At 70.9% G+C, this 24,761-nt stretch carries 25 protein-coding genes; 16 read left to right on the plus strand and 9 right to left on the minus strand.

Annotated features, from left to right (window positions below; translation table 11 throughout):
• From ABT114_RS00875 to ABT114_RS00885, 3 genes are all read left to right on the plus strand, one after another.
• A complete protein-coding gene (locus tag ABT114_RS00875; protein WP_351137109.1) occupies window positions 1–909 on the plus strand; it encodes a sugar phosphate isomerase/epimerase family protein in 909 nt (302 codons plus the stop codon).
• Window positions 910–1,066: 157 nt separating this feature from the next.
• Window positions 1,067–2,332 carry a serine hydrolase domain-containing protein gene (locus tag ABT114_RS00880; RefSeq protein ID WP_351137111.1) on the plus strand — a complete coding sequence of 422 codons (1,266 nt, stop codon included), beginning with the start codon at window positions 1,067–1,069 and terminating at the stop codon, window positions 2,330–2,332.
• Window positions 2,333–2,403: 71 nt separating this feature from the next.
• On the plus strand, window positions 2,404–2,589 hold the full coding sequence (locus ABT114_RS00885; protein WP_351138160.1) for a hypothetical protein: 186 nt from the start codon (window positions 2,404–2,406) through the stop codon (window positions 2,587–2,589).
• 60 nt (window positions 2,590–2,649) lie between these two features.
• Here the strand turns inward: ABT114_RS00885 and ABT114_RS00890 are convergent, their stop codons facing one another.
• The 3 genes from ABT114_RS00890 to ABT114_RS00900 all read right to left on the minus strand — a co-directional run bounded on the left by ABT114_RS00890 (window position 2,650) and on the right by ABT114_RS00900 (window position 5,770).
• Complete coding sequence (locus ABT114_RS00890; RefSeq protein ID WP_351137113.1) at window positions 2,650–3,654, minus strand: Gfo/Idh/MocA family protein; 1,005 nt, start codon at window positions 3,652–3,654, stop codon at window positions 2,650–2,652.
• 158 nt (window positions 3,655–3,812) lie between these two features.
• Window positions 3,813–4,589 (minus strand): SDR family oxidoreductase, encoded by a 777-nt coding sequence (locus ABT114_RS00895; RefSeq protein WP_351137115.1) that lies wholly within the window; start codon window positions 4,587–4,589, stop codon window positions 3,813–3,815.
• 11 nt (window positions 4,590–4,600) lie between these two features.
• Window positions 4,601–5,770, minus strand: a complete 1,170-nt coding sequence (locus tag ABT114_RS00900; protein ID WP_351137117.1) for a phytanoyl-CoA dioxygenase family protein — start codon at window positions 5,768–5,770, stop codon at window positions 4,601–4,603.
• 119 nt (window positions 5,771–5,889) lie between these two features.
• On the opposite strand from ABT114_RS00900, the gene ABT114_RS00905 reads away from it, so the two are divergent.
• Complete coding sequence (locus ABT114_RS00905; protein ID WP_351137119.1) at window positions 5,890–6,966, plus strand: LacI family DNA-binding transcriptional regulator; 1,077 nt, start codon at window positions 5,890–5,892, stop codon at window positions 6,964–6,966.
• Here the strand turns inward: ABT114_RS00905 and ABT114_RS00910 are convergent.
• Window positions 6,947–8,107: a Gfo/Idh/MocA family protein gene (locus tag ABT114_RS00910; protein ID WP_351138162.1), complete on the minus strand. Its 1,161-nt coding sequence runs from the start codon at window positions 8,105–8,107 to the stop codon at window positions 6,947–6,949. The two genes, ABT114_RS00905 and ABT114_RS00910, sit on opposite strands and share 20 nt — an antisense overlap.
• Window positions 8,108–8,232: 125 nt before the next feature.
• Here ABT114_RS00910 and ABT114_RS00915 point away from each other — a divergent pair, with 125 nt between their 5' ends.
• Window positions 8,233–9,246 carry a LacI family DNA-binding transcriptional regulator gene (locus ABT114_RS00915; protein WP_351137121.1) on the plus strand — a complete coding sequence of 338 codons (1,014 nt, stop codon included), beginning with the start codon at window positions 8,233–8,235 and terminating at the stop codon, window positions 9,244–9,246.
• Here the strand turns inward: ABT114_RS00915 and ABT114_RS00920 are convergent.
• The gene (locus ABT114_RS00920) at window positions 9,236–9,580 is read right to left on the minus strand and encodes a cupin domain-containing protein (protein ID WP_351137123.1); all 345 of its coding nucleotides are present in this window, start codon (window positions 9,578–9,580) and stop codon (window positions 9,236–9,238) included. The genes ABT114_RS00915 and ABT114_RS00920 overlap by 11 nt on opposite strands.
• A 131-nt stretch (window positions 9,581–9,711) precedes the next feature.
• Between ABT114_RS00920 and ABT114_RS00925 the strand changes: the two genes are divergently transcribed.
• Window positions 9,712–10,224 (plus strand): hypothetical protein, encoded by a 513-nt coding sequence (locus ABT114_RS00925; protein WP_351137125.1) that lies wholly within the window; start codon window positions 9,712–9,714, stop codon window positions 10,222–10,224.
• Between the two features lie 92 nt (window positions 10,225–10,316).
• Here the strand turns inward: ABT114_RS00925 and ABT114_RS00930 are convergent, their stop codons facing one another.
• Entirely contained in the window at window positions 10,317–12,098 is a 1,782-nt protein-coding gene (locus ABT114_RS00930; RefSeq protein WP_351137127.1) for a tannase/feruloyl esterase family alpha/beta hydrolase, read from the minus strand.
• Between the two features lie 195 nt (window positions 12,099–12,293).
• Here ABT114_RS00930 and ABT114_RS00935 point away from each other — a divergent pair, with 195 nt between their 5' ends.
• The 6 genes from ABT114_RS00935 to ABT114_RS00960 all read left to right on the plus strand — a co-directional run bounded on the left by ABT114_RS00935 (window position 12,294) and on the right by ABT114_RS00960 (window position 18,112).
• The gene (locus ABT114_RS00935; protein WP_351137129.1) at window positions 12,294–12,944 is read left to right on the plus strand and encodes a GntR family transcriptional regulator; all 651 of its coding nucleotides are present in this window, start codon (window positions 12,294–12,296) and stop codon (window positions 12,942–12,944) included.
• 64 nt (window positions 12,945–13,008) lie between these two features.
• Entirely contained in the window at window positions 13,009–13,758 is a 750-nt protein-coding gene (locus ABT114_RS00940) for a PIG-L deacetylase family protein (protein WP_351137131.1), read from the plus strand.
• The gene (locus tag ABT114_RS00945) at window positions 13,755–14,465 is read left to right on the plus strand and encodes a 4-carboxy-4-hydroxy-2-oxoadipate aldolase/oxaloacetate decarboxylase (RefSeq protein WP_351137133.1); all 711 of its coding nucleotides are present in this window, start codon (window positions 13,755–13,757) and stop codon (window positions 14,463–14,465) included. Before ABT114_RS00940 ends, ABT114_RS00945 begins: the two co-directional genes overlap by 4 nt.
• Window positions 14,462–15,574, plus strand: coding sequence for a 4-oxalomesaconate tautomerase (locus ABT114_RS00950; protein WP_502986530.1), 1,113 nt, complete (start codon window positions 14,462–14,464; stop codon window positions 15,572–15,574). Before ABT114_RS00945 ends, ABT114_RS00950 begins: the two co-directional genes overlap by 4 nt.
• Entirely contained in the window at window positions 15,571–16,521 is a 951-nt protein-coding gene (locus tag ABT114_RS00955; protein ID WP_351137135.1) for a VOC family protein, read from the plus strand. Before ABT114_RS00950 ends, ABT114_RS00955 begins: the two co-directional genes overlap by 4 nt.
• A 259-nt stretch (window positions 16,522–16,780) precedes the next feature.
• Window positions 16,781–18,112 (plus strand): MFS transporter, encoded by a 1,332-nt coding sequence (locus ABT114_RS00960; protein ID WP_351137137.1) that lies wholly within the window; start codon window positions 16,781–16,783, stop codon window positions 18,110–18,112.
• Window positions 18,113–18,326: 214 nt separating this feature from the next.
• Here the strand turns inward: ABT114_RS00960 and ABT114_RS00965 are convergent, their stop codons facing one another.
• The 3 genes from ABT114_RS00965 to ABT114_RS00975 all read right to left on the minus strand — a co-directional run bounded on the left by ABT114_RS00965 (window position 18,327) and on the right by ABT114_RS00975 (window position 20,275).
• Window positions 18,327–19,097 (minus strand): helix-turn-helix domain-containing protein, encoded by a 771-nt coding sequence (locus tag ABT114_RS00965; RefSeq protein ID WP_351137139.1) that lies wholly within the window; start codon window positions 19,095–19,097, stop codon window positions 18,327–18,329.
• A 198-nt stretch (window positions 19,098–19,295) separates the two neighbouring features.
• Entirely contained in the window at window positions 19,296–19,742 is a 447-nt protein-coding gene (locus tag ABT114_RS00970) for an SH3 domain-containing protein (RefSeq protein ID WP_351137141.1), read from the minus strand.
• 128 nt (window positions 19,743–19,870) lie between these two features.
• A complete protein-coding gene (locus tag ABT114_RS00975; protein ID WP_351137143.1) occupies window positions 19,871–20,275 on the minus strand; it encodes a cupin domain-containing protein in 405 nt (134 codons plus the stop codon).
• Between the two features lie 231 nt (window positions 20,276–20,506).
• Here ABT114_RS00975 and ABT114_RS00980 point away from each other — a divergent pair, with 231 nt between their 5' ends.
• The 4 genes from ABT114_RS00980 to ABT114_RS00995 all read left to right on the plus strand — a co-directional run bounded on the left by ABT114_RS00980 (window position 20,507) and on the right by ABT114_RS00995 (window position 24,723).
• The gene (locus ABT114_RS00980) at window positions 20,507–21,070 is read left to right on the plus strand and encodes a carboxymuconolactone decarboxylase family protein (protein ID WP_351138167.1); all 564 of its coding nucleotides are present in this window, start codon (window positions 20,507–20,509) and stop codon (window positions 21,068–21,070) included.
• Between the two features lie 38 nt (window positions 21,071–21,108).
• Window positions 21,109–22,644 (plus strand): sugar ABC transporter ATP-binding protein, encoded by a 1,536-nt coding sequence (locus ABT114_RS00985; protein WP_351137145.1) that lies wholly within the window; start codon window positions 21,109–21,111, stop codon window positions 22,642–22,644.
• A complete protein-coding gene (locus ABT114_RS00990; RefSeq protein ID WP_351137147.1) occupies window positions 22,641–23,657 on the plus strand; it encodes an ABC transporter permease in 1,017 nt (338 codons plus the stop codon). The genes ABT114_RS00985 and ABT114_RS00990 overlap by 4 nt, the downstream gene beginning before the upstream one ends.
• A 115-nt stretch (window positions 23,658–23,772) precedes the next feature.
• The gene (locus tag ABT114_RS00995; RefSeq protein ID WP_351137149.1) at window positions 23,773–24,723 is read left to right on the plus strand and encodes a sugar ABC transporter substrate-binding protein; all 951 of its coding nucleotides are present in this window, start codon (window positions 23,773–23,775) and stop codon (window positions 24,721–24,723) included.
• Window positions 24,724–24,761: the final 38 nt, after the last annotated feature.

Below are 24,761 nucleotides of genomic sequence, written 5' to 3' on the forward strand. Positions count from 1 at the left end.
GTGGCCGATGCCCCCTCCCTCGACCGTATCCGGGTCGGCTCGGCCCCCGACTCCTGGGGCGTCTGGTTCCCCGACGACCCCCGACAGGTGCCCTGGGAACGCTTCCTGGACGAGGCTTCCGAGGCGGGCTACTCCTGGATCGAACTGGGCCCGTACGGTTATCTGCCGACCGACCCGGCGCGGCTCACCGACGAGGTGGACAGGCGCGGCCTGAAGGTGTCGGCGGGCACGGTCTTCACCGGCCTGCACCGCGGTCCGTCCGTCTGGGAGTCCACCTGGGCGCACGTGAGCCAGGTCGCCGCCCTCACCCAGGCGATGGGTGCCCGGCACCTCGTCGTCATCCCGTCCTTCTGGCGTGACGACAAGACCGCCGAGATCCTCGAGCCCCCGGAGCTCACCCACGAACAGTGGGCCCACCTGACCAAGGGCATGGAGCGGCTCGGCCACGAGGTCAAGGACAGCTACGGCCTCGACCTCGTCGTCCACCCGCACGCCGACACCCACCTCGACACCGAGGACCACGTCGAGCGCTTCCTCGACTCGACCGACACCGAACTGGTCAACCTCTGCCTGGACACCGGTCATTACGCCTACTGCGGCGGCGACAGCGTCAAGCTGATCGAGACCTACGGCGAACGCATCGGCTACCTGCACCTCAAGCAGGTCGACCCGGCGATCCTCGCCGACGTGGTGGCGAACGAGGTGCCGTTCGGGCCGGCCGTACAACGCGGGGTGATGTGTGAACCACCGTCCGGCGTACCGGAGTTGGGGCCGGTCCTGGTCGCGGCGCAGAAGCTCGGCGTCGAGCTGTTCGCGATCGTCGAGCAGGACATGTACCCGTGCGAGCCGGACAAGCCACTGCCCATCGCGGTGCGCACCCGCCGGTTCCTGCGGTCGTGCGGGGCGTGAACGGGCGAGCGCCCAGGTAGGAGCGCCGTGCGCCGTCGACAGGCGGCGTCGCGAGGGCGCTCCTATGCTGGTTGGTGCGGGGACGTCCGGCCTCTGCCCCCATGGCGCGACGACTGGGCGGATCCGCCCTCAGGTCTCCTCGCGTGGGAGCAAGCCCATGACGCACGTGTGCACACGACTGCGCAGGGGGGCCGTCCTCGTCGCCGCGGTGGGGATGCTGATGGGGCCGGCCGCAGCCGGGGCAGCCCTCGCCGTGCCGCTGCCCGCGACGGGCACCGCAACCGCTGCCGTAACCGCCGCCGATCCACCCTCGCCGTCCGCCTCGGGGAACGACGTACGGGAGCTCACCCCCGCCGTCCAGCGCCAGTTGGACACGGCCGTGCAGCACGTCATGCGGGAGGCGAGCATCCCCGGGGTGACCGTCGGGCTGTGGACGCCCGACAAGGGGGAGTACGTGAAGTCCTTCGGCGTCGCCGACAAGAGCAACGGCCGGAAGATGTCGACCGACCTGTACATGCGGATCGGCAGCGAGACCAAGACCTTCACCGTCACCGCGCTGCTGCAGCTGGTCGACCAGGGGCAGGCCGGACTCGACGACACGATCGACAGGTACGTCGACGGCGTGCCCAACGGAGACAAGATCACGCTGCGCGAGCTGGCCGGGATGCGCAGCGGCCTGTTCAACTACACTGCGGATGAGGGCTTCTTCAAGGCGCTGACGTCTGATCCGCAGCAGCACTTCACCCCGCAGCAGCTGCTCGACTACGCGTTCAAGCACCCTGTGCTGTTCCCGCCGGGCGAGAAGTTCTCCTACTGCAACACCAACCTGATCCTGCTCGGCCTGGTCGTCGAGAAGCTGTCCGGGCAGAGGATCGAGGACTTCATCCACGACCACGTCCTCCAGCCGGCCGGCATGGACCACAGTCTCTTCCCGACCGGCACGGAGTTCCCCTCCCCGCATGCGCAGGGATACACGAACCAGACCGCGAGCGGGAAGATCGAGGACACGGCCCACTGGAACCCCTCCTGGGCCTGGTCGGCCGGCGCGATGATCTCCACCCTGGACGACCTGCGGATCTGGGCCCGCACGGTCGCCACGGGCACCCTGCCCGACGGCGACCCCCTGATCAGCCCCGTCACGCAGAAGCAGCGGCTCATCACACCCCCGACGACGATCCCGGGCGCCGGTTACGGCCTGGGTATCTTCAACGTCCAGGGCTGGATCGGACACAACGGCTCACTGCCGGGCTACGAGTCCCTCACCATCTACCTGCCGGCGGCGCAGGCGACACTGGTCGTGCTGCTGAACACCGACATCAGCTTCAAGGGCTCGGAGCCCAGCACCGTCCTCGGGGACGCGATCACGAAGATCGTTTCCCCGGACCATGTCTTCAACCTGCCGGCGGAACCCGCGGCCAGGTGAAGCGCGTTACATGAGGGAGGGACACCTCCGTGCACGGCCACGGAGGTGAGTACCGCAACGGGGAGGTCGAGTTGGCGCACACGGAACACGACGAGAAGGCACCGGACACCGCCGAGGCCCTGCGGCGGGCGAGGTTCGGCGCCCTGCCGGAGCGGATCCGCCTGCAGGACACGGTCGAGGAGCGGCCGGCCACCCTGCCGGACCCGGCGCGGGACGCCTACGACCCGGACGAGTGGCTCGTCCGCTACTGCCTGTGACACGACACGGCCGGACCCGAGGGGCGGGACCTGTGAGCCCGCCCCTCGGGAAGCCGGCTGTCAGACCGACCGCACCTCGTCGATCCGCACCGGCCGGTGCTCGTGCAGCGACAGCGTGCACGCCTCCGCGATCCAGCCCGCTTCCAGGGCGTCCGCGACCGTGCACGGGGACGTCCGGGTGCCGGCGACGACCTCGGTGAACGCGGTGAGTTCGGCGCGGTAGGCGTCGGTGAAGCGGTCCATGAAGAAGTCGTGCGGGGTGCCGGCCGGGAAGGTCACGCCCGGTTCGACGGAGCGCAGCGGCAGCTTGTCGTCGAGACCGACGGCGATGGAGTCCTCGAAGCCGTGCAGCTCCATGCGGACGTCGTAACCGCGGGCGTTGTGGCGGCTGTTGGAGACGACCGCGATCGTGCCGTCGTCCAGGGTGAGGACCGCGCCGGTGGTGTCGGCGTCGCCCGCCTCCCTGATGAAGTCTGCACCGCGGTTGCCGCCGACCGCGTACACCTCGCTCACCTCACGGCCCGTCACCCAGCGGATGATGTCGAAGTCGTGCACGGAACAGTCACGGAAGATGCCTCCGGAGGCGGCGATGTACGCGGCCGGCGGCGGCGCCGGGTCCAGCGTGGTCGACCGGACCGTGTGCAGCTTGCCGAGTTCGCCGGCCCCGACGGCCGCCCGGGCGGCGACGAAGCCCGCGTCGAAGCGGCGGTTGAAGCCGATCTGGATCGGGACGGCACTGCCCTCGACCGCCTTCAGCACCTCGACGCCCTCCCGCATGGTGCGGGCGACGGGCTTCTCGCAGAAGACGGGGACGCCGGCCGCCACGGCGGCCATGATCAGCGCGGGGTGGGCGTCGGTCGCCGCCGCCACCACGATGCCGTCCACCCCGGCGGCGAGCACCGCCTCGGGCGAGTCCGCGACCTCGGCGCCGAACCGCTCGGCCGCCGCCTTGGCGGCCGGGGCGAACGGGTCGGCGACGACGAGCGACTCGACGGCGTCGAGTCCGGAGAGGGTCTCGGCGTGGAAGGCGCCGATGCGGCCGAGGCCGAGGATTCCGATGCGCATGAGGGTGGGTGCTCCTTGGGTGGGGACGGTACGGGAGGTGCGGGTCCTGCGAGGGGAGAGCGAGGGGCGAGGGAGGACGTCTGAGCAGTCTTGACGAAATCCGGTGGGACCAGCCCCCACCGGGCCGCCGGTTCGTCACCGCGCTTCCAGCGGAGCGCTCAGTCGAGGCCGCCGAGGACGTTCTGGTCCCAGTCGATCACCGAACCGGTGACCACACCGGACCGGTCGGACAGCAGCAGGACCACGAAGTCGGCGATCTCGTCGGGTCGGCCCAGCTTGCCCATCGGCAGCCGGGCCGCCGCCGCTTCGCGCCAGTCGTCGCCCGCGCCGTGGAAGGCGCGCTGCGTCGCGTCCTCGCCCTCGGTCGCGGTCCAGCCGATGTTGAGGCCGTTGATCCGGATCCGGTCCCAGCGGTGGGCGTGCGCGGCGTTGCGGGTGAGCCCGGCGAGCCCGGCCTTGGCGGCCACGTACGGCGCCAGGAACGGCTGTCCGCCGTGCGCCGAGGAGGTGATGATGTTGACGATCGTGCCGGGCTCCCCGCGCTCCACCATGTCCGCCACCGCCGCCTGCATCGCGAAGAACGGCCCCTTGAGGTTGATCGCGATGTGCGCGTCGAACAGCTCCGGCGTCGTGTCCAGCAGGGTGCCCCGGGAGGTGAGCCCCGCCGAGTTGACGAGGCAGTCGACGCGACCGTACGCGGCCACCACCTCGGCGACGGATGCCTTCGCCTGCTCGGCGTCCGCGAGGTCGGCGCGTACGTACAGGGCCTTGCCGCCGGCCGCCGTCAGCTCGGTCACCAGCGTCTCACCGGGCTCGGGGCGCCGCCCGGTGACGGTCACGACCGCCCCCTCGCGGACCGCGGCGCGCGCGATCGCCGCGCCCACGCCCTGGCTGCCGCCGTTGACCAGGACGACCTTGTCGTCGAGAAGTCCCATGTCGTCGTTCCTCAGCTTTCACGTCGTCCGGCACCGGCCCGCAGCGCCTCGCGGAGCGTCTGCGCAGTCCACTCCTCGCGCACGGCCCGCCGTAGGACGTCCGCCTGCGAGGGCGGGGCGAGGCCGTCGACCGGCGGGTCGCTGTCGAGGTTGGTGGGGAAGGGGTAGCCCTCGGCGCTCGCCGCGATCACGTTCTCCAGCCACTCCTCGCCCACGCCCTGGGTCCGGCGCCTGAGCAGCACCGGGAAGACGGCGTTCGCCACCGCCTCCCGGTCCACCGTCTCCATCGCGCGCCCGAACGCGGACGAGACCTGGAGCAGGTTGGCCATGCGCCGGACGTCCGCCGTGCGGTTGGTGCCGGCCGCGTGGAACAGCGCGGGGTTGAAGAAGGCTGCATCACCCTTCGCCAGCGGCAGCTGGACGTGATGGGCCTCGAAGTACGCCTGGAATTCCGGGCGTCGCCACGCCAGATAGCCCGGCTCGTACCGCTGGGAGAACGGCAGGTACATCGTCGGCCCGGACGCGACCGGCATGTCGCAGTGGGCGACCGCGCCCTGGAGCGTGAGCACGGGGGAGAGCCGGTGCACATGCGCGGGGTAGGCGGCCGCGGCCTCGTCGGTGAGGAAGCCGAGGTGGTAGTCGCGGTGCACGGTCTGGGCGGTGCCGCCCGGGTTGACCACGTTGACCTGGGAGGTGACCTGGTAGCCGGGGCCGAGCCAGGCCGCCGAGACCAGCGCCAGGACGTCGTTGGCGTAGTAGTCGGCGAACACCTCCGCGTCGTACAGGGCCGCCTTCTCCAGCGCGTTCCACACCCGGTCGTTCGCGCCCGGCCGGGCGAAATGGTCGCCGCCGCCCGCGCCCGAGGCGCGCTGCTCGGCGATCAGGGCCTCGAACACGGCCGTCGCCCGGTCGACGACCGCCGGCTCGGCGAAGGCGCCCCGGAAGACCACGATGCCCGGACCCTCGTCGAGGGCGCGGACCAGCTCCGCCTGCACCTCCCGGCGGTCCCCGGCGCGGCGCAGCCGCTCACTGTCGTAGACGAGGACGTTCCGCTCCACGGCGGAGGCGTAGGGGTAGGCGGCGAGGTCGGTGGTCCGCTCGGCCAGCGCGCGGAAGGCGCCGAGGTCGCAGTCCTGCGCGGACAGCCAGGCACGGCCGTGTGCGGCGGCGGTGAGGGACATCGTCGTCCTTCTTTCGGTCACGGGGGCGACGCGGTCCTGCCATTCTTGTCAGTACAAACCCGTCGAACAACCAGCAGGCAGCCATCAAAAACCCCTCAAGCAGCCGAGGAGTCCTCCCCATGGGCCACCCCTTCCCCATCCGCGAGATCGCACGTCAGGCAGGCCTGAGCGAGGCGACCGTGGACCGGGTCCTGAACGGGCGGGGCGGGGTGCGCGAGAGCACCGCGCGGGAGGTGCGACGGGCCATCGCCGACCTGGACCGGCAGCGCACCCAGGTCCGGCTCGTCGGCCGCACCTTCATGGTCGACATCGTGGTGCAGGCACCCGAGCGGTTCACCACCGCGGTACGCGCCGCACTGGAGGCCGAGCTGCCCGCCCTGCACCCGGCCGTGATCCGCTCCCGGTTCCACTTCCGCGAGACCGGCCCCGCGCAGGAACAGGTCAGGACCCTGGACCGAATCGCCCGGCGCGGCTCGCAGGGCGTGATCCTCAAGGCCCCGGACGTCCCCGAGGTGACCGCCGCCGTCGGCCGGCTCGAGGCCGCGGGCATCCCGGTCGTGACGCTGGTGACGGACCTGCCCGCGAGCGCACGCCTCGCGTACGTCGGCATCGACAACCGGGCGGCCGGCGCCACCGCCGCGTACCTCATGGGCCAGTGGCTGGGCGACCGCCCCGGCAATGTGCTCACCAGCCTCAGCAGCGGCTTCTTCCGCAACGAGGAGGAACGCGAGATGGGCTTCCGAGGCGCCATGCGCGCCCGGCACCCGCAGCGCACCCTGGTCGAGATCGCCGAGGGGCAGGGCCTGGACGCCACCCAGTACGACCTGGTGCGGGCCGCGCTGGAGCGCGACCCGGAGATACGCGCGGTCTACTCGATCGGCGGCGGCAACATCGCGACGCTACGGGCCTTCGCGGACCTGGACCGCGACTGCGCGGTGTTCGTCGCCCACGACCTCGACCACGACAACACCCGCCTGCTGCGCGAGCACCGGCTGTCCGCCGTGCTCCACCACGACCTGCGCCAGGACCTGCGCGAGGCCTGCCACATCCTGATGCGCGCCCACGGCGCCCTGCCGCCCGCAGGGCCGGTGCTGCCGTCGGCGATCCAGGTGGTCACGCCGTACAACATGCCCCCGTACAACGTGCCCGCATACAACACGTCCCCATACAACGCGCCTACGACGACGGCACGTTGACCCACGCGCCGCTTTCCGCGGACCGTGCCATCGCGTCCAGTACGGCGGCGCTGTGCACGGCGTCGGTGAGGGTCGCGCCGTACGGGGTGTCCTCGGCGATGGAGCGCAGGAAGCGGTACGCCTCGATCACCTTCAGGTCGTCGTAGCCCATCGCGTTCGCCGCGCCCGGCTGGAACGCGCCGAACTCGCCGTCGCCCGGACCGACGTACACCGTGCTGACGGGCTGGTCCTGGTACGTCGTACCGCGGCTGACGCCCAGTTCGTTCATCCGGCGGAAGTCCCAGAACACCGCGCCCTTGGTGCCGTGCACCTCGAAGCCGTAGTTGTTCTGCTCGCCGACCGAGACCCGGCAGGCCTCCAGGACACCGCGGGCGCCGGAGGCGAAGCGCAGCAGGCAGTTGACGTAGTCCTCGTTCTCGACCGGTCCCGACTCGCCGCCCGTGGCCCGCGAGTGGCCGGCCGTGGCGCCGAGCGGGCGGGCCCGCTCCGGGACGAAGACGGCCGTGTCGGCGGTCAGGGACGCGATGTCGCCGAGCAGGTACCGGGCCAGGTCCGCGCCGTGCGAGGCGAGGTCGCCCAGCACCCCGCTGCCGCCGCGCTCCCGCTCGTACCGCCAGGTCAGGGCACCCTCGGGATGCGCCGCGTAGTCGCTGAACAGGCGGACGCGGACATGGGTGACGGCGCCGAGCCCACCGGAGGCGATCAGCTCGCGGGCGGTCTCGACGGCGGGCGCGTTGCGGTAGTTGAAGCCGACCGCGCCCTGCACGCCGGCCTTCGCGACGGCGTCCGCCACCGCGCCGGCGTCCGCCACGGTCAGGCCCACCGGCTTCTCGATCCAGATGTGCTTGCCCGCCTCGGCCATCGCGACGCCGATCTCGCGGTGCAGGAAGTTCGGGGCGGTGATACTGACCGCCTGCACGCGCGGGTCGGCGGCCACCTCGCGCCAGTCGCCGGTCGTGGCGGCGAACCCGAACTGGGCGGCGGCCTCCTCGGCCCGGCCCGGCACGTCCTCGGCGACCGTCACCAGCTCCGGACGCAGGGCCAGTTGCGGATAGTGGTGCCGCACGCGCGCGTACGCCTGGGTGTGCACCCGGCCCATCCAGCCGAACCCGACGACGGCGACTCCGAGCGTACGCACCACCATGACAGCCCCTCTTTGGACCGGTCCAAGCACTTGTCCAGGCCACCCTGAGCGCGCTGCTCCCTGGTGTCAACCCCCGCCACCCCCTTTGACAACGCGGCGCGGCTCATGGAACGGTCCATGCCATGAGAGCGCCGACGATCCGCGACGTCGCCGAGCAGGCCGGAGTCTCCAAGTCGCTGGTCTCGCTGGTGCTGCGCGGCTCCGACCAGGTGCGCCCCGAGAAGCGGGAGGCCGTCCTGCGGGCCGCGCACGACCTCGGCTACCGGCCCAACGCCGCCGCGCGCAGCCTGAGCGAACAGCGCACCCGCACCGTGGGCGTCCTCCTGAACGACCTGCGCAACCCTTGGTTCGTCGACCTCCTCGACGGCCTGAACTCCCTGCTGCACGCGGCCGGCCTGCACATGCTGCTCGCCGACGCCCGCCTCAACCGACGCACCGGCCACGATCTCACCGGGCCTTTCCTGGACCTCCAGGCCGACGGTCTGGTCGTGGTCGGCACCCTGCCCGACCCGGCCGCGCTCGGCCCGATGGCCGCCCGCGTCCCGGTCGTCGTGGCGGGCGCCCGCGAGGCCGTGCCGCCCGGCGTGGACCTGGTCGCGGGCGACGACGAGCACGGCGCGCGCCTGGCCACCGAGCACCTGATCGCCCTCGGCCACCGCCGCATCGCGCACATCGCGGGCTATGGCGCCGTGGGCGAGCTGCGCCGGCGCAGCTTCGAGGCGACGATGCGGGCGCACGGCCTGGCCGACGGCGCGCGGGTCGAACCCAGCGACATGACCGAGGAGGGCGGCTACCGCACCGCCGTGCGGCTGCTGGGCCGCCCCGGGCGGCCCACCGCCGTCTTCGCCGTCAACGACATCGCCTCCGTCGGCGTCCTGTCCGCGGCGGCGGAACTGGGCCTGCGCGTGCCGCACGACCTGTCCGTGGTCGGCTACGACAACACGAGCATCGCCCGGCTGCGCCACGTCTGGCTCACCACCGTCGACGCCGCCGGCCACGAGGTCGGCCGCCGCGCCGCCCGCTGCCTCCTCGACCGCCTGGAGGAACCCGGGGGAGCGGGGCGCGTCCACCTCGCCGCGCCGACGCTGGAGATCCGGGGCACGACGGCACCGCCCCCGGCGGACCTCAGAGGTTGATCGCGTACGCCTTGCGCAGCGTCTCGTGGACCGTCCACGTCGTACGGTCGCCCTCGCGCAGCACCGCCATGTCGCCCGGCCCGACCTTCAGTGTGGGTCCGCCCTCGACCTCGACCGTCGCCGAGCCGCTGATCACGACGAACAACTCGTCCGCCTCCGTGTCGGTCACCACGCCCGGCGTGATCTGCCAGACGCCCCGGATCTGCCGGCCGTCCCCCGACTCCCAGACCACCTTCCCGGTCACTTCGGGCGTCCCGGAGACGATCTGCGCCGGGTCGAGCGGCTCGGGTTCGAGCTCGGCGTCGGGGATGTGGAGAACGAAGCTGTCGGTCATGGGGCGACCCTAGCGAGCTGATGCCCCATCCGGCCGCCGACAGTGTGTGGGGTATCGGGCCAGGTGGGAGGACACTTCGTCGCGGTCGCGCGGAGTGGCGGCGGGGCCGGGCACACGTGATCGTTGAGGGCATGGCTGACACCACGGCGGCTGTCCCGGGGCCGCCCCGGCACGACACGCGCGAGGCCGTCCTCTTCGGCGGTGTCTACGGCGCCGTGCTGGCCTGCTCGATGGTCGCGGCGCTCACCCAGTACGGCCGCACCGACCGGGCCGGCCGCCGCTACGACGCCGCGTGGCTGCTGGTCACCGCGCTCGCCTCCGCCCTCGCGCACGGCTACGCCCACTACATCGCCGAGCGCCGTCCGCACCGCCGCTGGGACGTCCTGCGCAGCCTCGTCGACGAGTGGCCCCTGGTTGCCGCCGTACTGCCCACCGTGCTGCTGCTGGCCGGGGCGGGCTGGGGCTGGTGGCCGCCGAACGGAGTGGAGTACCCGGCGTTCGCCCTGAACATCGCGCTGCTGTTCACCCTGGGGGTGGTCACGTCGCGGTGGCTGCGCCGCTCCTGGATCCGATGCGTGGCGATCGGGCTGGTGGACGCGCTGCTCGGGGTGGTCGTCGTGGTGGCGAACGCGGTCATCAAGTAAGACCGTCCCGGCCATCAGGTAAGACCGTCCCGGCCATCAAGTAAGACCGTCCCGGCGCCGCGGCGCCAGGACGGTCCGGACCACATCCGCGATCAGACCTTGCCCTTGCTGACGATCCACTGTCCGCCGACCCAGTTGCCGACGGTCTCGTAGCCGGAGCGGAAGGAGCCGAGCCAGTTCAGGGCGAGGCCGGCCTCGGCGGTGGACTTGACGGGGGTGTAGCTGCTCGCGTCGTCGGCGGAGCCGCCCGTGGTGTTCTTGGCGTAGTAGGGGAAGGGGTAGACCGGGCGGGAGGCGGTGGTGTTCCCGCTGCTGTCGACCTTCTTGGTCGTCAGGCTGTCCGGGGCGTCGCCCTCGGTGACCCAGTCGGTGATCGCGGTGAGCGCGTCGAAGGTGTCCGGTCCCTGGCCGCTGCCGCAGTGCGCGACGCCGGGGAGCAGGAACAGCCGGGCGAAGCTCTCGGTCGCCGCTTCGCCGCCCATGACCTTCTCAACCGCCTTGTAGTAGGCCATGGTTCCGACGGCCGGGATGTGCTGGTCGCCCAGACCGTGCCAGAGGATCAGCTTGCCGCCGGCCTTCTTGAACGCCGTCAGGTCGGGGTCGGTGGCGTCGTACATGCCCTCGTTGGGCTGCATGACCTTCTTGTAATAGGCGGCGGTGAACTTGATGTCCTTGTACGTCAGGGCCGGCTGCGGGCTGTCGAAGATCTGGTAGCGCAGGGTCTCGCGCACGAAGCTGATGTCACCGGAGTTGGCGGTGGCCGTGGCCGGCGTGATGATCCCGGCCCAGTTCAGCTCGGAGCCGCGCAGCTGGTAACCGGGGTACAGCAGCTTGCCGTGCTCGTCGGTCGGGCCCGCGTAGATGCGGCGCAGGGTGGTGACCTGGTCGGCGGTCAGGCAGTAGTCGTCGGCCGTGGAGGTCTGTCCGGCCTTGCACTGGATGCTCGCCGGGTCCCACGTGCAGCTCAGCGGGTCCGCGATGATCCCGTCGGCGGGGGCGCCGCAGCCCTTGAGAACGGCCGCGTGCAGGGCCGCGAGGTCGGCGTTGGTGATGGTGGCCGGGCCGCCGTTGAGGTAGACGGACTGGGCGGTCCAGGCGTGCGAGAAGGTGTTCAGCGCGGTGAAGTTGTTGGCCGGGGCGCCGGCGATGATGCCGTCGAAGTCGGTCGGGTAGCGCTGCGCCTCGGTGAGTGCCTGGTGGCCGCCCTGCGAGCAGCCGTCGAAGTAGGAGTGGGTGGCGGCCTGGCCGTAGTACTTCTCGATGATGGCCTTGGCGGCCTGGACCAGCTCGTGGTCGGACTTGTAGCCGAAGTCGGCGCGCAGCGTCGGGTCGGTGGAGAACAGTCCGCCGCCCTGGTAGTGGCCCTCGTCGCTGGAGGCGACGGCGAAGGCGCCGCTGGTCAGCGGGACGCAGCCGGTGGAGGCGGGGGCGCTGTTCACGTTCGTGTTGCCGCAGAGGCCACCGCAGCCGACCTGGAGGTAGTTGGCCTGCCAGCCGCTCTCGGGCAGCTTGATCTCGAAGTGGATCTGAGGGGCGATCACGCCCTTCACGTCACAGGCGGCCCAGTTGCCGAGGGTGTTGCTGCTCGCGGCCAGCTCGGTGGCCGAGGTGATCTCGAAGGGCACGCCGGGCACGGCGCTCGCCAGGTCGAGCGCGGCGACGCCGGAGCAGGACATGGCCGGTGCGATGCCGGAGGACGTGCTGCTCGTCGTGGCGGCGCCGGCCGAGGTGGAGGTGGAGGTGGCGGCCTGGGCGCTGCCGGTCGTGCCGTAGGCGAGCGTCAGGCTCGCGCCGGTCACGAGCGCGAGGGTGGCGGCGAGGGTGGCCATGAAGGTGGCTGTCTTCCACCGAAACCATCGGGAGAGCATGGGCATGCTCAATCTCCGTTCGATTCGATCATTGGATCAGGGGCCTTCCCGCGAAGGAAGGGGAGGGAAGGGGAAGGATCAAGCGGCGCCGCCCCGGGACCGTAGCGCCGCCGAAGCGTGCGGGCAATACGGCAGACAAAATTGTTGACAATCTTGTTTGGCTAGATTTAGGTTCGACAGGCACTCACTCAGGGAGGGCACATGCCGACAGAAGCCCGTCCGGGCACCGGAGAGCAGGCCAAACAGCATGCGTTGACGCAGCTGCGGCAAGCGATCCTGCACGGCGACATGGCACCGGCACAGCGGTTGGTGGAGAACGAGCTCGCCGAACAGTTCGGTGTGACGCGGGCCAGTATCCGGGCGGCACTCATCGACCTGGAGTCCCAGGGGCTGGTCGAACGGATCCGCAACCGCGGCTCGCGGGTGCGGGTGGTGACCGTGGACGAAGCGGTCGCCATCACCGAGTGCCGGATGGTCCTCGAAGGACTCTGTGCGGCGAAGGCGGCCGTCGCGGCCAGCGACGAGCAGCTGAGCGAACTGACGGACCTCGGCACGGCCATGACCAAGGCCGTGGCCGACGGCGAGCCGGTGACCTACTCCGATCTCAACCACGAGCTGCACGTCCGGATCCGGGAGTTCTCCGACCAGCGGACCGCCCAGGAGCTGCTGGAGCGGTTGAACGCCCAACTGGTGCGCCACCGTTTCCAGTTGGCGCTCAGGCCCGGACGCCCGCAGCAATCCCTGAACGAGCACCTGACCATGATCGAAGCGATCCGGGCCAGGGACCCGCAGGCGGCCGAGGCGGCCGTCCGCGCCCACCTCGCCAGCGTGATCGAGGCGCTGCGCGACTGACGCGCATCCGACCGGCACCACGCGGGGCGGGCGCACACCTGGCCTGAAGAAGGAGATTGCAGCAATGACGCATGCCGACGCGCCCGCCACCCCACGCTCCACACTCGTCGTCACCGCGCACGCCGGGGACTTCGTGTGGCGCGCGGGCGGAGCCATCGCCCTGGCCGCGTCCCGGGGCGAGAAGGTCACCATCGCGTGCCTGACCTTCGGTGAGCGCGGGGAGTCCGCCAAGGCGTGGCGCGAGGGCAAGAAGCTCGAGGAGATCAAGGCGATACGCCGGGACGAGGCCGAGCGAGCCGCCGCCACCCTCGGCGCCGAGGTCCGCTTCTTCGACGCCGGTGACTACCCGCTGACCGCCACCGCCGAGCTGACCGACAAGCTCGTCGAGGTCTACCGCGACACCCAGCCGGACGTCGTCCTCACCCACCCCACCGAGGACCCGTACAACGGCGACCACCCGGCCGCCAACCGTATGGCCCTGGAGGCCCGTGTCCTCGCCCAGGCCATCGGCTACCCCGGCCCCGGCGAGATCATCGGCGCCCCGCCGGTCTTCTTCTTCGAGCCGCACCAGCCCGAGATGAGCGGCTTCAAGCCCGAGGTGCTGCTCGACATCACCGAGGTGTGGGAGACCAAGCGCAAGGCCATGGAGTGCCTCGGTGCCCAGCAGCACCTGTGGGACTACTACACCGACCTCGCCGTCCGCCGCGGCGTCCAGCTCAAGCGCAACGCGGGCCCCAACCTGGGCCTGGCGCACAAGACGATGGCCGAGGCGTACATGCGTCCGTACCCGCAGATCGCGAAGGAGCTGGCATGAGCGGCGTGATCGTCACCAACCCGCCGAAGGCGGACGCCAAGGACGTCGACGCGCTGGCCGGCTTCGGCGTGGCCACCGTCAGCGAGGCGATGGGCCGCACCGGCCTGCTCGGCCCGGAGATCCGCCCCGTCCAGCAGGGCGTACGGGTCGCCGGCACCGCGGTGACCGTGCTCAGCTGGCCCGGCGACAACCTCATGATCCACGCCGCCGTCGAGCAGTGCGGCGAGGGCGACATCCTGGTCGTCACCACCACCTCCCCGTCCACCGACGGCATGTTCGGTGAGCTGTTCGCCACCGCGCTCCAGCAGCGCGGGGTGCGCGGCGTGGTCACCAACGCGGGCATCCGGGACACCCAGGAGCTGCGCGACATGGGCTTCGCGGCCTGGGCCCGGGCCGTCTCCTCGCAGGGCACCGTGAAGGCCACGGGCGGCTCGGTCAACGTGCCGATCGCCATCGACGGCCAGGTGGTCCGCCCCGGTGACGTGATCCTCGCCGACGACGACGGCGTGGTGGTCGTCCCCCGCGAGCGCGCCCACGCCACGGTCGAGGCGTCCGAGGCCCGCGAGGCCAAGGAGGCCAAGACCCGCGCCGCCTTCATCGACGGCCAGCTGGGCCTGGACCGCTACGGCCTGCGCGACACGCTGAAGCGCCTCGGTGTCGAGTACCGGACCTACGAGGAGTACACCGGCGAGGGGGCGGGATCGTGACCCGCGTGCCCGAGGAGGTGCCCTGCCTGCTGATGCGCGGCGGCACCTCCAAGGGCGCCTACTTCCTGGCCGAGGACCTGCCCGCCGACCCGGCCGCCCGTGCCGACCTGCTGCTGCGCATCATGGGCAGCCCGGACGAGCGGCAGATCGACGGCCTGGGCGGGGCGCACCCGCTCACCAGCAAGGTGGCCGTGGTCTCGCCCTCGTCCGACCCGCGGGCCGACGTCGACTACCTCTTCCTCCAGGTCGTCGTCGACCGGCCCGAGGTCAGCGACCGTCAGAACTGTGGGAACATCCTCGCCGGCATCGGACCGTTCGCCGTGGAGCGCGGGTTGGTACCGGCGGGGGAGGAGCGCACCTCCGTACGCATCCGGATGGTCAACACCGGCGACCTCGCCACGGCGACCTTCCCGACACCGGGCGGCCGGGTCGACTACACGGGCGACGCCGAGATCTCGGGCGTGCCCGGCACGGCCGCCCCCGTGGTGATCGAGTTCCCGCCGAGCGCCAACCCGTTGTTGCCCACCGGCAACGTCCGTGACCTGATTGACGGCGTGCCGGTGACCTGCGTGGACAACGGCATGCCGACCGTGCTGATCGCCGCCTCCGCCCTCAAGGTCACCGGCTACGAGACGCCCAAGGAGCTGGAGGAGGACCTCACCCTCGCCGACCGGCTCCGGGAGATCCGGCTGACGGCGGGCCGGTTGATGGGCCTGGGCGACGTCTCGGACACCACCGTGCCCAAGCTCACGCTGCTCGCCGCGCCGCGCGACGGCGGCGCGGTCACCACCCGGACCTTCATTCCTGTGCGCTGCCATACCTCCATCGGTGTGCTCGGCGCAGCCAGCGTCGCCGCAGGCTTGCGAATCGAAGGAAGTGTGGGCGCCGAACTCGCCAGGCTCCCCGCCCAGGGTGACCGAGTTCGCATAGAACATCCCACGGGATTCCTGGACATCGAAAGTAGCCTCGGCACCGGATCCGACGGCCTGCCTTCCGCCCGTCGTACGGCCGTGGTCCGTACGGCCCGCAAGATCTTCGACGGCACCGTGTTCCCCAGGTCCGCCGAGACGGCACCGATACCCGCACAACCCCAAGGAGGTCAGCGATGACTCCGCCGCTCGGCGACATCGCCCACATCGGCCACGCCCAGCTGTTCACCCCGGACCTGGACGCCAGCGTCGCCTTCTTCACCGACTACCTGGGGCTCACCGTCAACGGGCAGGACGGCGACACCGTCTACCTGCGGACCTTCGACGACTACGAGCACCACAGCCTGGTGCTCACCGCCCGCGAACAGCCCGGCCTCGGCCGGCTCGCCCTGCGCACCTCCAGCGAGGAGGCCCTCCAACGCCGTATCAAGGCGAACGAGGAGGCGGGCGGCACCGGGTACTGGGCCGAGGACGAGCCGGGGCTCGGCAAGCTCTACGTCACCACCGACCCGGACGGCCACGAGCACGCCCTGTACTGGGAGAGCGAGTACTACCAGGCCCCCGACGAGCTGAAGCCGGCGCTGAAGAACCAGCCGCAGGCCAAGCCCAACCGGGGCGTCGGCGTACGGCGCCTGGACCACATCAACTTCCTCGCCGCCGACGTGCTCGCCAACGCCGAGTTCCAGCAGAACGTGCTGGGCGCACGGCCCACGGAGCAGATCCGGCTCGACACCGGGAAGATCGCGGCGCGCTGGCTGACCTTCACCGACAAGTCGTACGACGTCGTCTACACCTCGGACTGGACCGGATCCGCAGGCCGGCTGCACCACATCGCCTTCGCGACAGACACCCGCGAGGACATCCTGCGGGCAGCCGATCTCGCCATCGACAGCGGCGTGTTCATCGAGACCGGTCCGCACAAGCACGCCATCCAGCAGACGTTCTTCCTGTACGTCTACGAGCCGGGCGGCAACCGTATCGAGCTGTGCAACCCGCTCACGCGTCTGGTGCTGGCCCCCGACTGGCCGCTGATCACCTGGACCGAGGCCGAGCGGGCCAAGGGGCAGGCCTGGGGGCTGAAGACCATCCAGTCCTTCCACACGCACGGCACACCGCCGGTCGCGTAGTCACGGGTCTTACGGCTCTTACGGGTCTCACGGGCCTTACCAGGGGGTGGGCGGCGCACTGACGTGCGCGTCCGCCCCCTTGCCATACCCCGAGCGGCGTCGTTAACCAGATCGTTGATGAGATTGTTGACAAAAACGTTGACACTCTCGAAACAGATCCTTAGCGTCTAGCGCACACCGGGTCAGCCGCACGAGCCGCGACGACCCTCCTCATTGAGTCCCCTCCAGGGAACGCCTCCTGGACGAGAGGAAAACAAAGATGTCCTCCTCCCCCGCGCTGTCCGCTCGCGGCAGCAGACTGGCCTTCCTGGTCGTCGGTCTGTGCTGGCTGGCCGTCCTCTTCGACGGTCTCGACATGTTCATCTACGGCTCGGTGCTGCCGCACCTGCTGGCGACGAAGACCTTCGGCCTCACCCCGGACCAGGCCGGTGACCTCGGCAGCTATGCCACCTTCGGCATGCTGGTCGGCGCCCTGGCCGCGGGTACCGTCGCCGACCGGATCGGCCGCAAGAAGCTGATGGTCTCGTCCGTGATCCTCTTCTCGCTGGCCTCCGGTGTGTGCGCGATGGCGGACAGCCTCACGGTCTTCGGCCTCGGCCGGACCCTGGCGGGCGTCGGCCTGGGCGGTCTGCTGCCCACCGCGATCAGCATGGTCTCCGACTACGCCCCGCGCGGTCGCGGCGCCATCATCATCGGCCTGCTGATGACCGCCCACCACGCGGGCGGCATCCTCTCCGCCTACGTGGCCAAGTGGCTCGTGGAGCCGGTCGGCTGGCGTGCGGCGTTCTGGGTCTGTGTGATCCCGCTGCTCTTCGCCCCGGTGCTCGCCAAGCTCCTGCCCGAGTCGCTGAGCTTCCTCGTCGCCAAGGGCCGCACCGAGGAGGCCCGCGAGCTGGCCACCCGCTACGACGTCGAGCTGCCCGCCGCCAAGTCGTCGGGCAAGCAGGGCGCGGCCGACCGCTGGAACGCGCTGGTGAACCTCTTCCGCGGGGGCGAGTGGACGCAGACCCTGCTGTACTGGCTGGCCTCCTTCGGCGGCCTGCTGCTGGTCTACGGCGTCGCCACCTGGCTGCCCACCCTCATGCGCGCCGAGGGCTACGAGCTCGGCTCGGCCCTGTCCTTCGTGGTCGTCTTCAACCTCGGCGGCATCGTGGGCATGCTGATCGCCGGCCGGGCCGCCGACCGCTTCGGCGCTCCGCGCATCTCGGCGATCTGGTTCGCCCTGACCGCCGCCGGCGTCTTCCTGCTCAGCGTTCACATGCCGATGAGCGTGACCATGGTGGTCGTCTTCTTCACCGGCGTCTTCCTCAACAGCGCCCAGACGATGATCTACGCGACGGTCTCCATCCGCTCCACCCCGGGCGACCGCGCCACCGCTGTCGGCTGGACCTCCGGCATGGGCCGCTTCGGTGCCGTCTTCGGCCCGTGGCTCGGCGGCCAGCTGCTCGCCGCGAACAACGGCGACTGGGGCTTCACCGCCTTCGCGCTCGCCGGACTCTCCTCGATGGTCTTCATCGGCATCGCCGCCCTGCGCTCGGCCAGGCAGCCGGAGCACAGCGGCACCCAGCAGGAACTGATCACCACCGGCTGACCGTCCGCCGCTTCCACTGTGGCGCCGCGCCCGCGACCCGGGGCGCGGCGCCCTTTTGCTGCGCCGAGTGCCCGCCCGGGTCGCGGGCCGGGCTCACGTCCACGGCGCCAAGCGGGGCCGCCCGCCCGAGTCGCCGTCCCCGGACCGGTCCCGGCCGGACGGGCCGGGAGTCCTGGTGCCCCGCTGTGTTTCATCCCCGTTCCGGCGGCTTGTGTCACCCCTGCTCCGGCGGCTCGACGTCGAACCCCGTGCAGGCCAGCTCCTCGTTCACCTCCGCGCACGCCTCCACGCCCCGGGGCGAGGGCACGGAGACCATCGGGCTGGTGTAGCCGGTGGTGTCCTCGGCCGGATAGGCCGCGGAGAGCACGTCCTGGCCCGCGCGGACGGAGACCTCCCGGGCGCGCGGGGAGCGCACCCGCACCTCCGACCAGGCAGTGCCGCAGGCGGGTGAGTAGCGCAGCCGGACGTCGTAGAGGCTGCCGGTGACGCTGCTCCTGGTCCGCGCGTCCCGCGCACAGGCCGACGCGTCGGGCAACTCGCCCTGGCAGGACCGTCCGTGACAGCGGGGCGCCGCCGTCACCATCTGCGTACCGGACGTACCGGCCGGACCGTGCCGGCCGGAGAAGGCGAGGTCGGCCGTGACCGCGGCGGCCAGTGCCAGCAGGGCCAGCGCCGACAGGGGCAACCGCCGCCACCGGGGGCGGGTCCGGCCGGTCTGCGCGGGCGGGCTCGCGGCGGGGGGTTCGTCGGCGGCCTCCCACAGGGCCATTACGGGGCCGGCGTCGACGCCCGCGAGGCGGATGAGCGCCTCCACGGCCGAGCGTGGCGGCCGCTTGCCGCCGGTCAGATAGCGGTGCCAGGCGGACTTGCTGTACGGCGTGCGGGCGGCCAGCGCGGCCAGGCTCAGCCCCGTAAGGTCCTTCAGTTCGCGCAGTCTCGCCACCAGCGGCTCGTCCGGCGTGGTCGACCCTTGCGGGTGCCGCATGGTGCCTCCCTCGACTTCATATCATCCGCTATGGGCGTTTCACCCACTGTTGTCGGGATGGCTTCCCAGAGAGACGGTGACCGCAACGCCCGGCAAGGTATGAGGAAGGTGAGGCGGGGGACATGCCGAAGGCCTGTTCGGGACGGTGTGCTTCCCGAACAGGCCTCGGTGGTCAGGCCGTACGGCGGCCCGGAGCCGTCAGCACCACGGCACGGCGGCGCCGACCCGCACGTAGCGGGCGGCCACGTACCCCTTGTGGTGGGCGAGCCGATACCAGACGTGGTTGCCGAACACCCCGGAGCCATACCTCTTGCAGGTCAGGGAGACGAGCCGGTGGTTGTGCCGGTGACCGAGCACCCGGTAGCCGAAGCCCGGACCGGAGCGGACGTTCAGTGCGAGGCGGCGCGTGGCCACCCTTCCCGCCACGTGGTGCCGGGCGCAGTGGACGCGGTGGATGGTGCGGTGCCGCGCCGGCGTGTGCCGGGCGGGGGTGGAGAGCAGCGAGGGGAGGGCGTACTGCGCGGTGGCGGCGAGCGCCGGGTGCGAGGTGGTTGCGCTCACCGGGGCGGCACTGGCCGCCGTGGGCAGGAACGCGAGCACCGCGACCGCGGCCAGCAGGCCGCTCTGCACGGTCCGTCGGAACATGGAAACCTCCGGCTGTCGTTCTCGTGACCACGATGCGTGACCACGACAGCCAGCGTGTCCGTGACGAGCCGTCAGGATGCCGTCCCCGCTTCCCGCGGGACACGGGGACGTCCCCGGGAACGCGGCGCTCAGCCCATCTGGTCCGCGGCCGAGAGGTGTTCCACCGTCTTGCCCGTCTCCGTGAACGTCCGGGTGACGTGTCCCGACGAGTACACCCACAGGATCCGGAGCGGAGTCTCACCGATGTTGCGGAACAGGTGGGGGATGGGCGACGGGACGTAGGTGGTGTCGAACTGCTCCAGCTTGGTCACCTCGCCGTCGACCCACACCTCCGCCTCACCCTCGAGGATCGTCACGTGCTCGTCGCAGTTGTGCGAGTGCAGCGGCGCGCCGGAGCCCACCGGATACACGCTCATCCCGCTGGTGATGCGGTTCTCCCCGCCCGCCGACGGCGTCGTGATCAGCGGCGTCGTCACGACCGAACCGCCCCTGTCCAACAGCGGCACGGACGCGACCTTGATGATGGTGGTCATCCGGGTTCCTCTCCACTTCAACGTGATGCGACCAACGACGTTAGGTCGCGCAGGCTGGATTGGGTGCCCTCTGCCATGCAGCTTTACCTTGCACTCCGAGAAGGGTGAGCTTCCCGAACCCGGCTGTACCGTCACCTGTCACCGCACGGCTCTCGACCCGTGAGCGAAACGCGTTGGAAAGAAAAGGCAGGTACCGGCCCGATGAGGCTCCCCGTTCTCACCGAAGAGGAAATGGACCAGCGCCAGCAGGAGCTGGCCGCCCGGATAGCCGGCCGCCGCGGCGCCGTCCGCGGCCCGTTCCGGGTCTGGCTGCACAGCCCGGAGATGTGCGAACGTGCCGAGTCCCTGGGCGCGTTCGCCCGGTTCGACTGCAGCCTTCCCAAGCACCTGCGCGAGCTCACCCTGCTGATGGCGGCCCGCAACTGGGACGCGCAGTACTCGTGGAACGCCCATGTGCACCAGGCCATCGAGGCCGGCATCCCGGAGGCCGCCGTCAAGGCCGTCGCCGAGAAGCGCGAGGCGGTCTTCGACAACGAGGCCGACCAGGCCTTCTACCAGTTCTGCCGGGAGATCCTCGACGAGCACTTCGTCACCGACGAGACCTTCGCCCGCGCCCTGGAGCACTTCGGTTCCAAGGGCCTGGTCGACACCATCGGTGCGCTCGGCAACTTCACCATGCTCGGCATGTGCCTGAACACCTTCCAGGTGGACCTCCAGGCCGACAAGGAGCCCCCGTTCCCGGACATCCGCGGCTACGGGCGTGTCGTCGCCGACGCCGACCGGCCACAGCCGTGAGTTCCCTGACCGACCCGAGCCCGCAGGGAGGTACCGCCGTGAGCTCAAGGAAGAACACCGACAGCGACAGCGGTGCCGGTACGGACCGCACGGCCGTCCTGCGGGTACGAGGCGTCACCAAGAGCTTCGGCGGGGCGGCCGCCCTCAAGGGCGTGGACCTCGACCTCTACCCGGGTGAGGTCCACGCGCTGATGGGCATGAACGGCGCCGGGAAATCGACGCTGGTGCAGGTCCTGTCCGGGGTGCACCAGCCCGACGGCGGCACCGTGGAGGTCGACGGTCACCCGCACGCCGGGCTGACCGTCCGCAAGGCCCGCCGGCTCGGCATCGCCTCGGTGCCGCAGCGCCGCGAGCTGGCGATGGGACTCACCGTCGCCGAGAACGTCATGCTCGGCGACCTGCCCACCCGGCGCCGCGCCGTGCACTGGAAGGCCGTCCGGCAGCAGGCCCGCGAGGCGCTGCACTCGCTCGGCATCGACATCGACGTGGAGCGGACCGCGGGCTCGCTCACCGTCGCCGAGCAGACCATGGTCGAGGTGGCCCGCGAGGTCCGCCGCGGGGGCCGGATCCTGATCCTTGACGAGCCGACCGCCTGTCTGAGCGCCAAGGACGCCAACCAGATCCGTTCCCTGGTGCGCAGGCTGCGCGACGACGGCGTCGCCGTCGTCTACATCTCGCACTACATCGACGAGGTCATGGCCGTCGCCGACCGCCTCACCGTCCTGCGGGACGGGGGAGTGGTGCGCACCGCGCCGGCCGAGGAGCTGGACCCTGCCGGGCTGGTCCGCGCCATGGTCGGCCGGGACGTCGTCTCGCGGCGCCCCGAGCGTGCGGCGTCGAAGGACGAACTCGGCCTGGTGGTAAAGGGGTTGAGCCACGGCCGGGCCATCCAGGACTTCACCGTGGAGGTGCGCAAGGGCGAGGTCGTCGCCGTCCTCGGCCCGGCCGGGGACGCGCAGTCCCAGCTGTTCGACCTGCTGTCGGGACGGCAGCGGCCGGACACCGGCGAACTGCACGTCGACGGCCGACCCGTGGCCGTCGGCCACATCCCGGCCTCGCTCGGCAGCGGCCTGCGCTGCGTGACGGGCGACCGCCGGACGCTGGGTCTCGTCCCGGGCATGTCCCTCGACGAGAACCTGATGCTCGCCGACGACCGCTTCGCCCGCCGCCGCCTGCACCGTCGTGCCGAACTCGCCCGCCGGGCCGGGCCGGTGCGCCGTAACTACGGGGTGGTCTCGCTCACCGGAAACCCGCCGGTGAGCGCGCTGTCCGGCGGCAACCAACAGAAGGTCCTGCTGGGCAAGTGGCTGGAGACCGAGCCGGTCGCCTGCTTCCTCGAAGACCCCACCAACGGTGTGGACATCGCGGCCATGGCCGACATCCACACCCTCGTCGACGACCTCGCCTCGCGCGGTGTGGCCGTGCTGCTCGCCTCCTCCTCCGCCGAGGAGGTCATGCGGCTGGCCGACCGGGTCGTCGTCGTCAGCGCCGGCCGCACGGTCGCCGAACACGACATCACCGCCATCACGCGCGACGAGCTCGTCGCCACCGCTCTCGGAGGTCAACCGCAGTGAGCGTCAAGACACTTCCCGATGCCCACGGCGTCTCCGACCCGCCCGAGGCACCCCGGTCGCGGTTCTCGCTCGACGCCCTGCGCAGCGTGCCCCACGCCGGTCTGATCGCGGTCCTGGTGATCGTGGTCGTCTTCACCGCGGTGCAGAGCGAGACGTTCGCCACCGACCGCAACATCGTCAACATCCTGAGCCAGGTGAGCGTCAACGCCGTGCTCGCCGCCGGTCTCACGCTGCTGATGACCGCGGGCGGCATGGACTTCTCCATGGGCAGCAATGTCGCGGTCACGGCCGCCGTTGCGGCGAAGCTGCTGGCGAACGACCAGCCCACCGTCTACGCGGTGATCGTCGCGGTGCTCCTCGGCACGGCCATAGGCCTGGTCAACGGGCTGGTCGTGACATTCACCAACGTGGCACCCTTCGTCGCGACCCTGGCGTCGGCCACCCTGCTCGACGGCGTCGCCCTGCTGGTGCACGACGGCAACACCATCTCCATCGGCACCCGGATGTTCGCACTCGGCAACAACAAGATCCTCGGCGTGCCGTACCTGCTGGTCGTGGCCGTCCTGGTGCTGGTGGTCACGGCCCTGGTCATGAGGTTCACCGTGTTCGGCCGTGACGCCTTCGCCATCGGCGGCAACGAGCACGTGGCGCGCCTCAGCGGCATCAACGTCACGGCGCGCAAGCTCGTGCTCTACGGCACGACCGGCGCCCTCTCGGGGCTGGCGGGCCTGATGCTGCTGTCCCGGCTGGGTTCCAGCAGCCCGGGCGGCACCGCCGGTCTGTCGTTGCAGCTCTCCGTCGTCGCCGCCGTCGTCATCGGCGGGACCTCGCTGGCCGGCGGCTCCGGCACCGTGATCGGCACCGCCCTCGGCCTGGTGCTCCTCGGCGTGGTGGCCAACGCCCTCAACCTCCTGGACTTCTCCAGCAACTACCAGCCGGTCTCCGTCGGCGCCGTGCTGCTCATCGCGGCCATCGCCAACGAGATGCACAAGGCCCGCTCCACGCGGCACTGATCACCACCCCCCGCTTCTTCGCCCACAGCACGTCTTGATCACAGCACGTCTTGATCGCAGTTCGTCGTGCTGACATTCCGTCGTGCTCACATCCCGTCTTGAAAGGCGGTTCACCATGAGACCTTCCGTCCGTTCCCGTTACGCGCTGTTCGCCGCGGTCGCCTGCTCCACCCTGGTGCTCAGCGGCTGCGGCAGCGACGACGACGCCGCCGGCTCCGGAGACGTCACCCTCGGGTTCGTCAACGGTGGCGACACCAACTTCCACAGCTGTCTGCAGAAAGCTGTCGAGCAGACGGCGAAGACGGAGAACGCCAAGGTCTACACGTCGAACTCGCACCAGAACGCCGGGACCGAGCTGTCCAACATCGAGGACATGATCTCCCGCAACGTCAGCGCGCTGATCGTGCAGACCGTCAACGTCGACTCGCTCAAGGGCGACATCGCCAAGGCGAAGGCCTCCGGCATCCCGATCTATCTGACGTCCGTGTCCACCAGCGACGTCGACGACATCCTCGGTGCGGCCGTCGTCGACCTCAAGAAGGTCGGCAGCCTGGACGCCGGCTGGATCGCCAAGGACGCCGGCGGCAAGGACGTCCAGGTCGGCATCGTCGCGGGTGCCCCGGGGGCCGCCTCCGACCTGCTGGTGGGCGGGTTCAAGAGCGGGCTGCCGGCGACCGCCAAGGTGGTCGCCAACCAGCCGGGCATGTTCAACCCGGCGAAGGCCCAGGACGTCGCCGAGAATATGATCCAGGCGAACCCCGACCTCGACTACGCCTTCGTCGCCAACGAGGAGATGGCCTTCTCCGTGCGCAAGGCCTTCGACGCCGCCGGTGCCAAGGATGTCAAGATCGTGACCGTCAACGGCACCGACGAGGGGCTGGCCGCCGTCAAGAGCGGCGAGTTCTCCGCCACCGTCGCGAACTCGGCGCTGACGATCGGGCAGACCGCGGTCAAGAACGCGGTGGGCCTCCTTGACAAGAAGAAGGTTGACAAAATTGCCAACATTCCTCTTGTGTTGGTCACCAAGGACAACCTGAGCGAAGCGCCGCAGTACTGCCCGAAGTAGGCCCCACCAGGGCCTTCTACCGAGCCCCCACCGGTCAC

This window comes from Streptomyces sp. NPDC002088 (assembly GCF_040296605.1).
Taxonomy (GTDB): domain Bacteria; phylum Actinomycetota; class Actinomycetes; order Streptomycetales; family Streptomycetaceae; genus Streptomyces.

Bases quoted from the DNA above. Each gene is read 5' to 3' on its own strand.
- ABT114_RS00880 (WP_351137111.1), top strand. From the start codon at position 1,067: ATGACGCACGTGTGCACACGACTGCGCAGGGGGGCCGTCCTCGTCGCC.
- ABT114_RS00890 (WP_351137113.1), bottom strand. From the start codon at position 3,654: ATGCGCATCGGAATCCTCGGCCTCGGCCGCATCGGCGCCTTCCACGCC.
- ABT114_RS00895 (WP_351137115.1), bottom strand. From the start codon at position 4,589: ATGGGACTTCTCGACGACAAGGTCGTCCTGGTCAACGGCGGCAGCCAG.
- ABT114_RS00900 (WP_351137117.1), bottom strand. From the start codon at position 5,770: ATGTCCCTCACCGCCGCCGCACACGGCCGTGCCTGGCTGTCCGCGCAG.
- ABT114_RS00905 (WP_351137119.1), top strand. From the start codon at position 5,890: ATGGGCCACCCCTTCCCCATCCGCGAGATCGCACGTCAGGCAGGCCTG.
- ABT114_RS00915 (WP_351137121.1), top strand. From the start codon at position 8,233: ATGAGAGCGCCGACGATCCGCGACGTCGCCGAGCAGGCCGGAGTCTCC.
- ABT114_RS00920 (WP_351137123.1), bottom strand. From the start codon at position 9,580: ATGACCGACAGCTTCGTTCTCCACATCCCCGACGCCGAGCTCGAACCC.
- ABT114_RS00925 (WP_351137125.1), top strand. From the start codon at position 9,712: ATGGCTGACACCACGGCGGCTGTCCCGGGGCCGCCCCGGCACGACACG.
- ABT114_RS00930 (WP_351137127.1), bottom strand. From the start codon at position 12,098: ATGCCCATGCTCTCCCGATGGTTTCGGTGGAAGACAGCCACCTTCATG.
- ABT114_RS00935 (WP_351137129.1), top strand. From the start codon at position 12,294: ATGCCGACAGAAGCCCGTCCGGGCACCGGAGAGCAGGCCAAACAGCAT.
- ABT114_RS00940 (WP_351137131.1), top strand. From the start codon at position 13,009: ATGACGCATGCCGACGCGCCCGCCACCCCACGCTCCACACTCGTCGTC.
- ABT114_RS00945 (WP_351137133.1), top strand. From the start codon at position 13,755: ATGAGCGGCGTGATCGTCACCAACCCGCCGAAGGCGGACGCCAAGGAC.
- ABT114_RS00955 (WP_351137135.1), top strand. From the start codon at position 15,571: ATGACTCCGCCGCTCGGCGACATCGCCCACATCGGCCACGCCCAGCTG.
- ABT114_RS00960 (WP_351137137.1), top strand. From the start codon at position 16,781: ATGTCCTCCTCCCCCGCGCTGTCCGCTCGCGGCAGCAGACTGGCCTTC.
- ABT114_RS00965 (WP_351137139.1), bottom strand. From the start codon at position 19,097: ATGCGGCACCCGCAAGGGTCGACCACGCCGGACGAGCCGCTGGTGGCG.
- ABT114_RS00970 (WP_351137141.1), bottom strand. From the start codon at position 19,742: ATGTTCCGACGGACCGTGCAGAGCGGCCTGCTGGCCGCGGTCGCGGTG.
- ABT114_RS00975 (WP_351137143.1), bottom strand. From the start codon at position 20,275: ATGACCACCATCATCAAGGTCGCGTCCGTGCCGCTGTTGGACAGGGGC.
- ABT114_RS00980 (WP_351138167.1), top strand. From the start codon at position 20,507: ATGGACCAGCGCCAGCAGGAGCTGGCCGCCCGGATAGCCGGCCGCCGC.
- ABT114_RS00995 (WP_351137149.1), top strand. From the start codon at position 23,773: ATGAGACCTTCCGTCCGTTCCCGTTACGCGCTGTTCGCCGCGGTCGCC.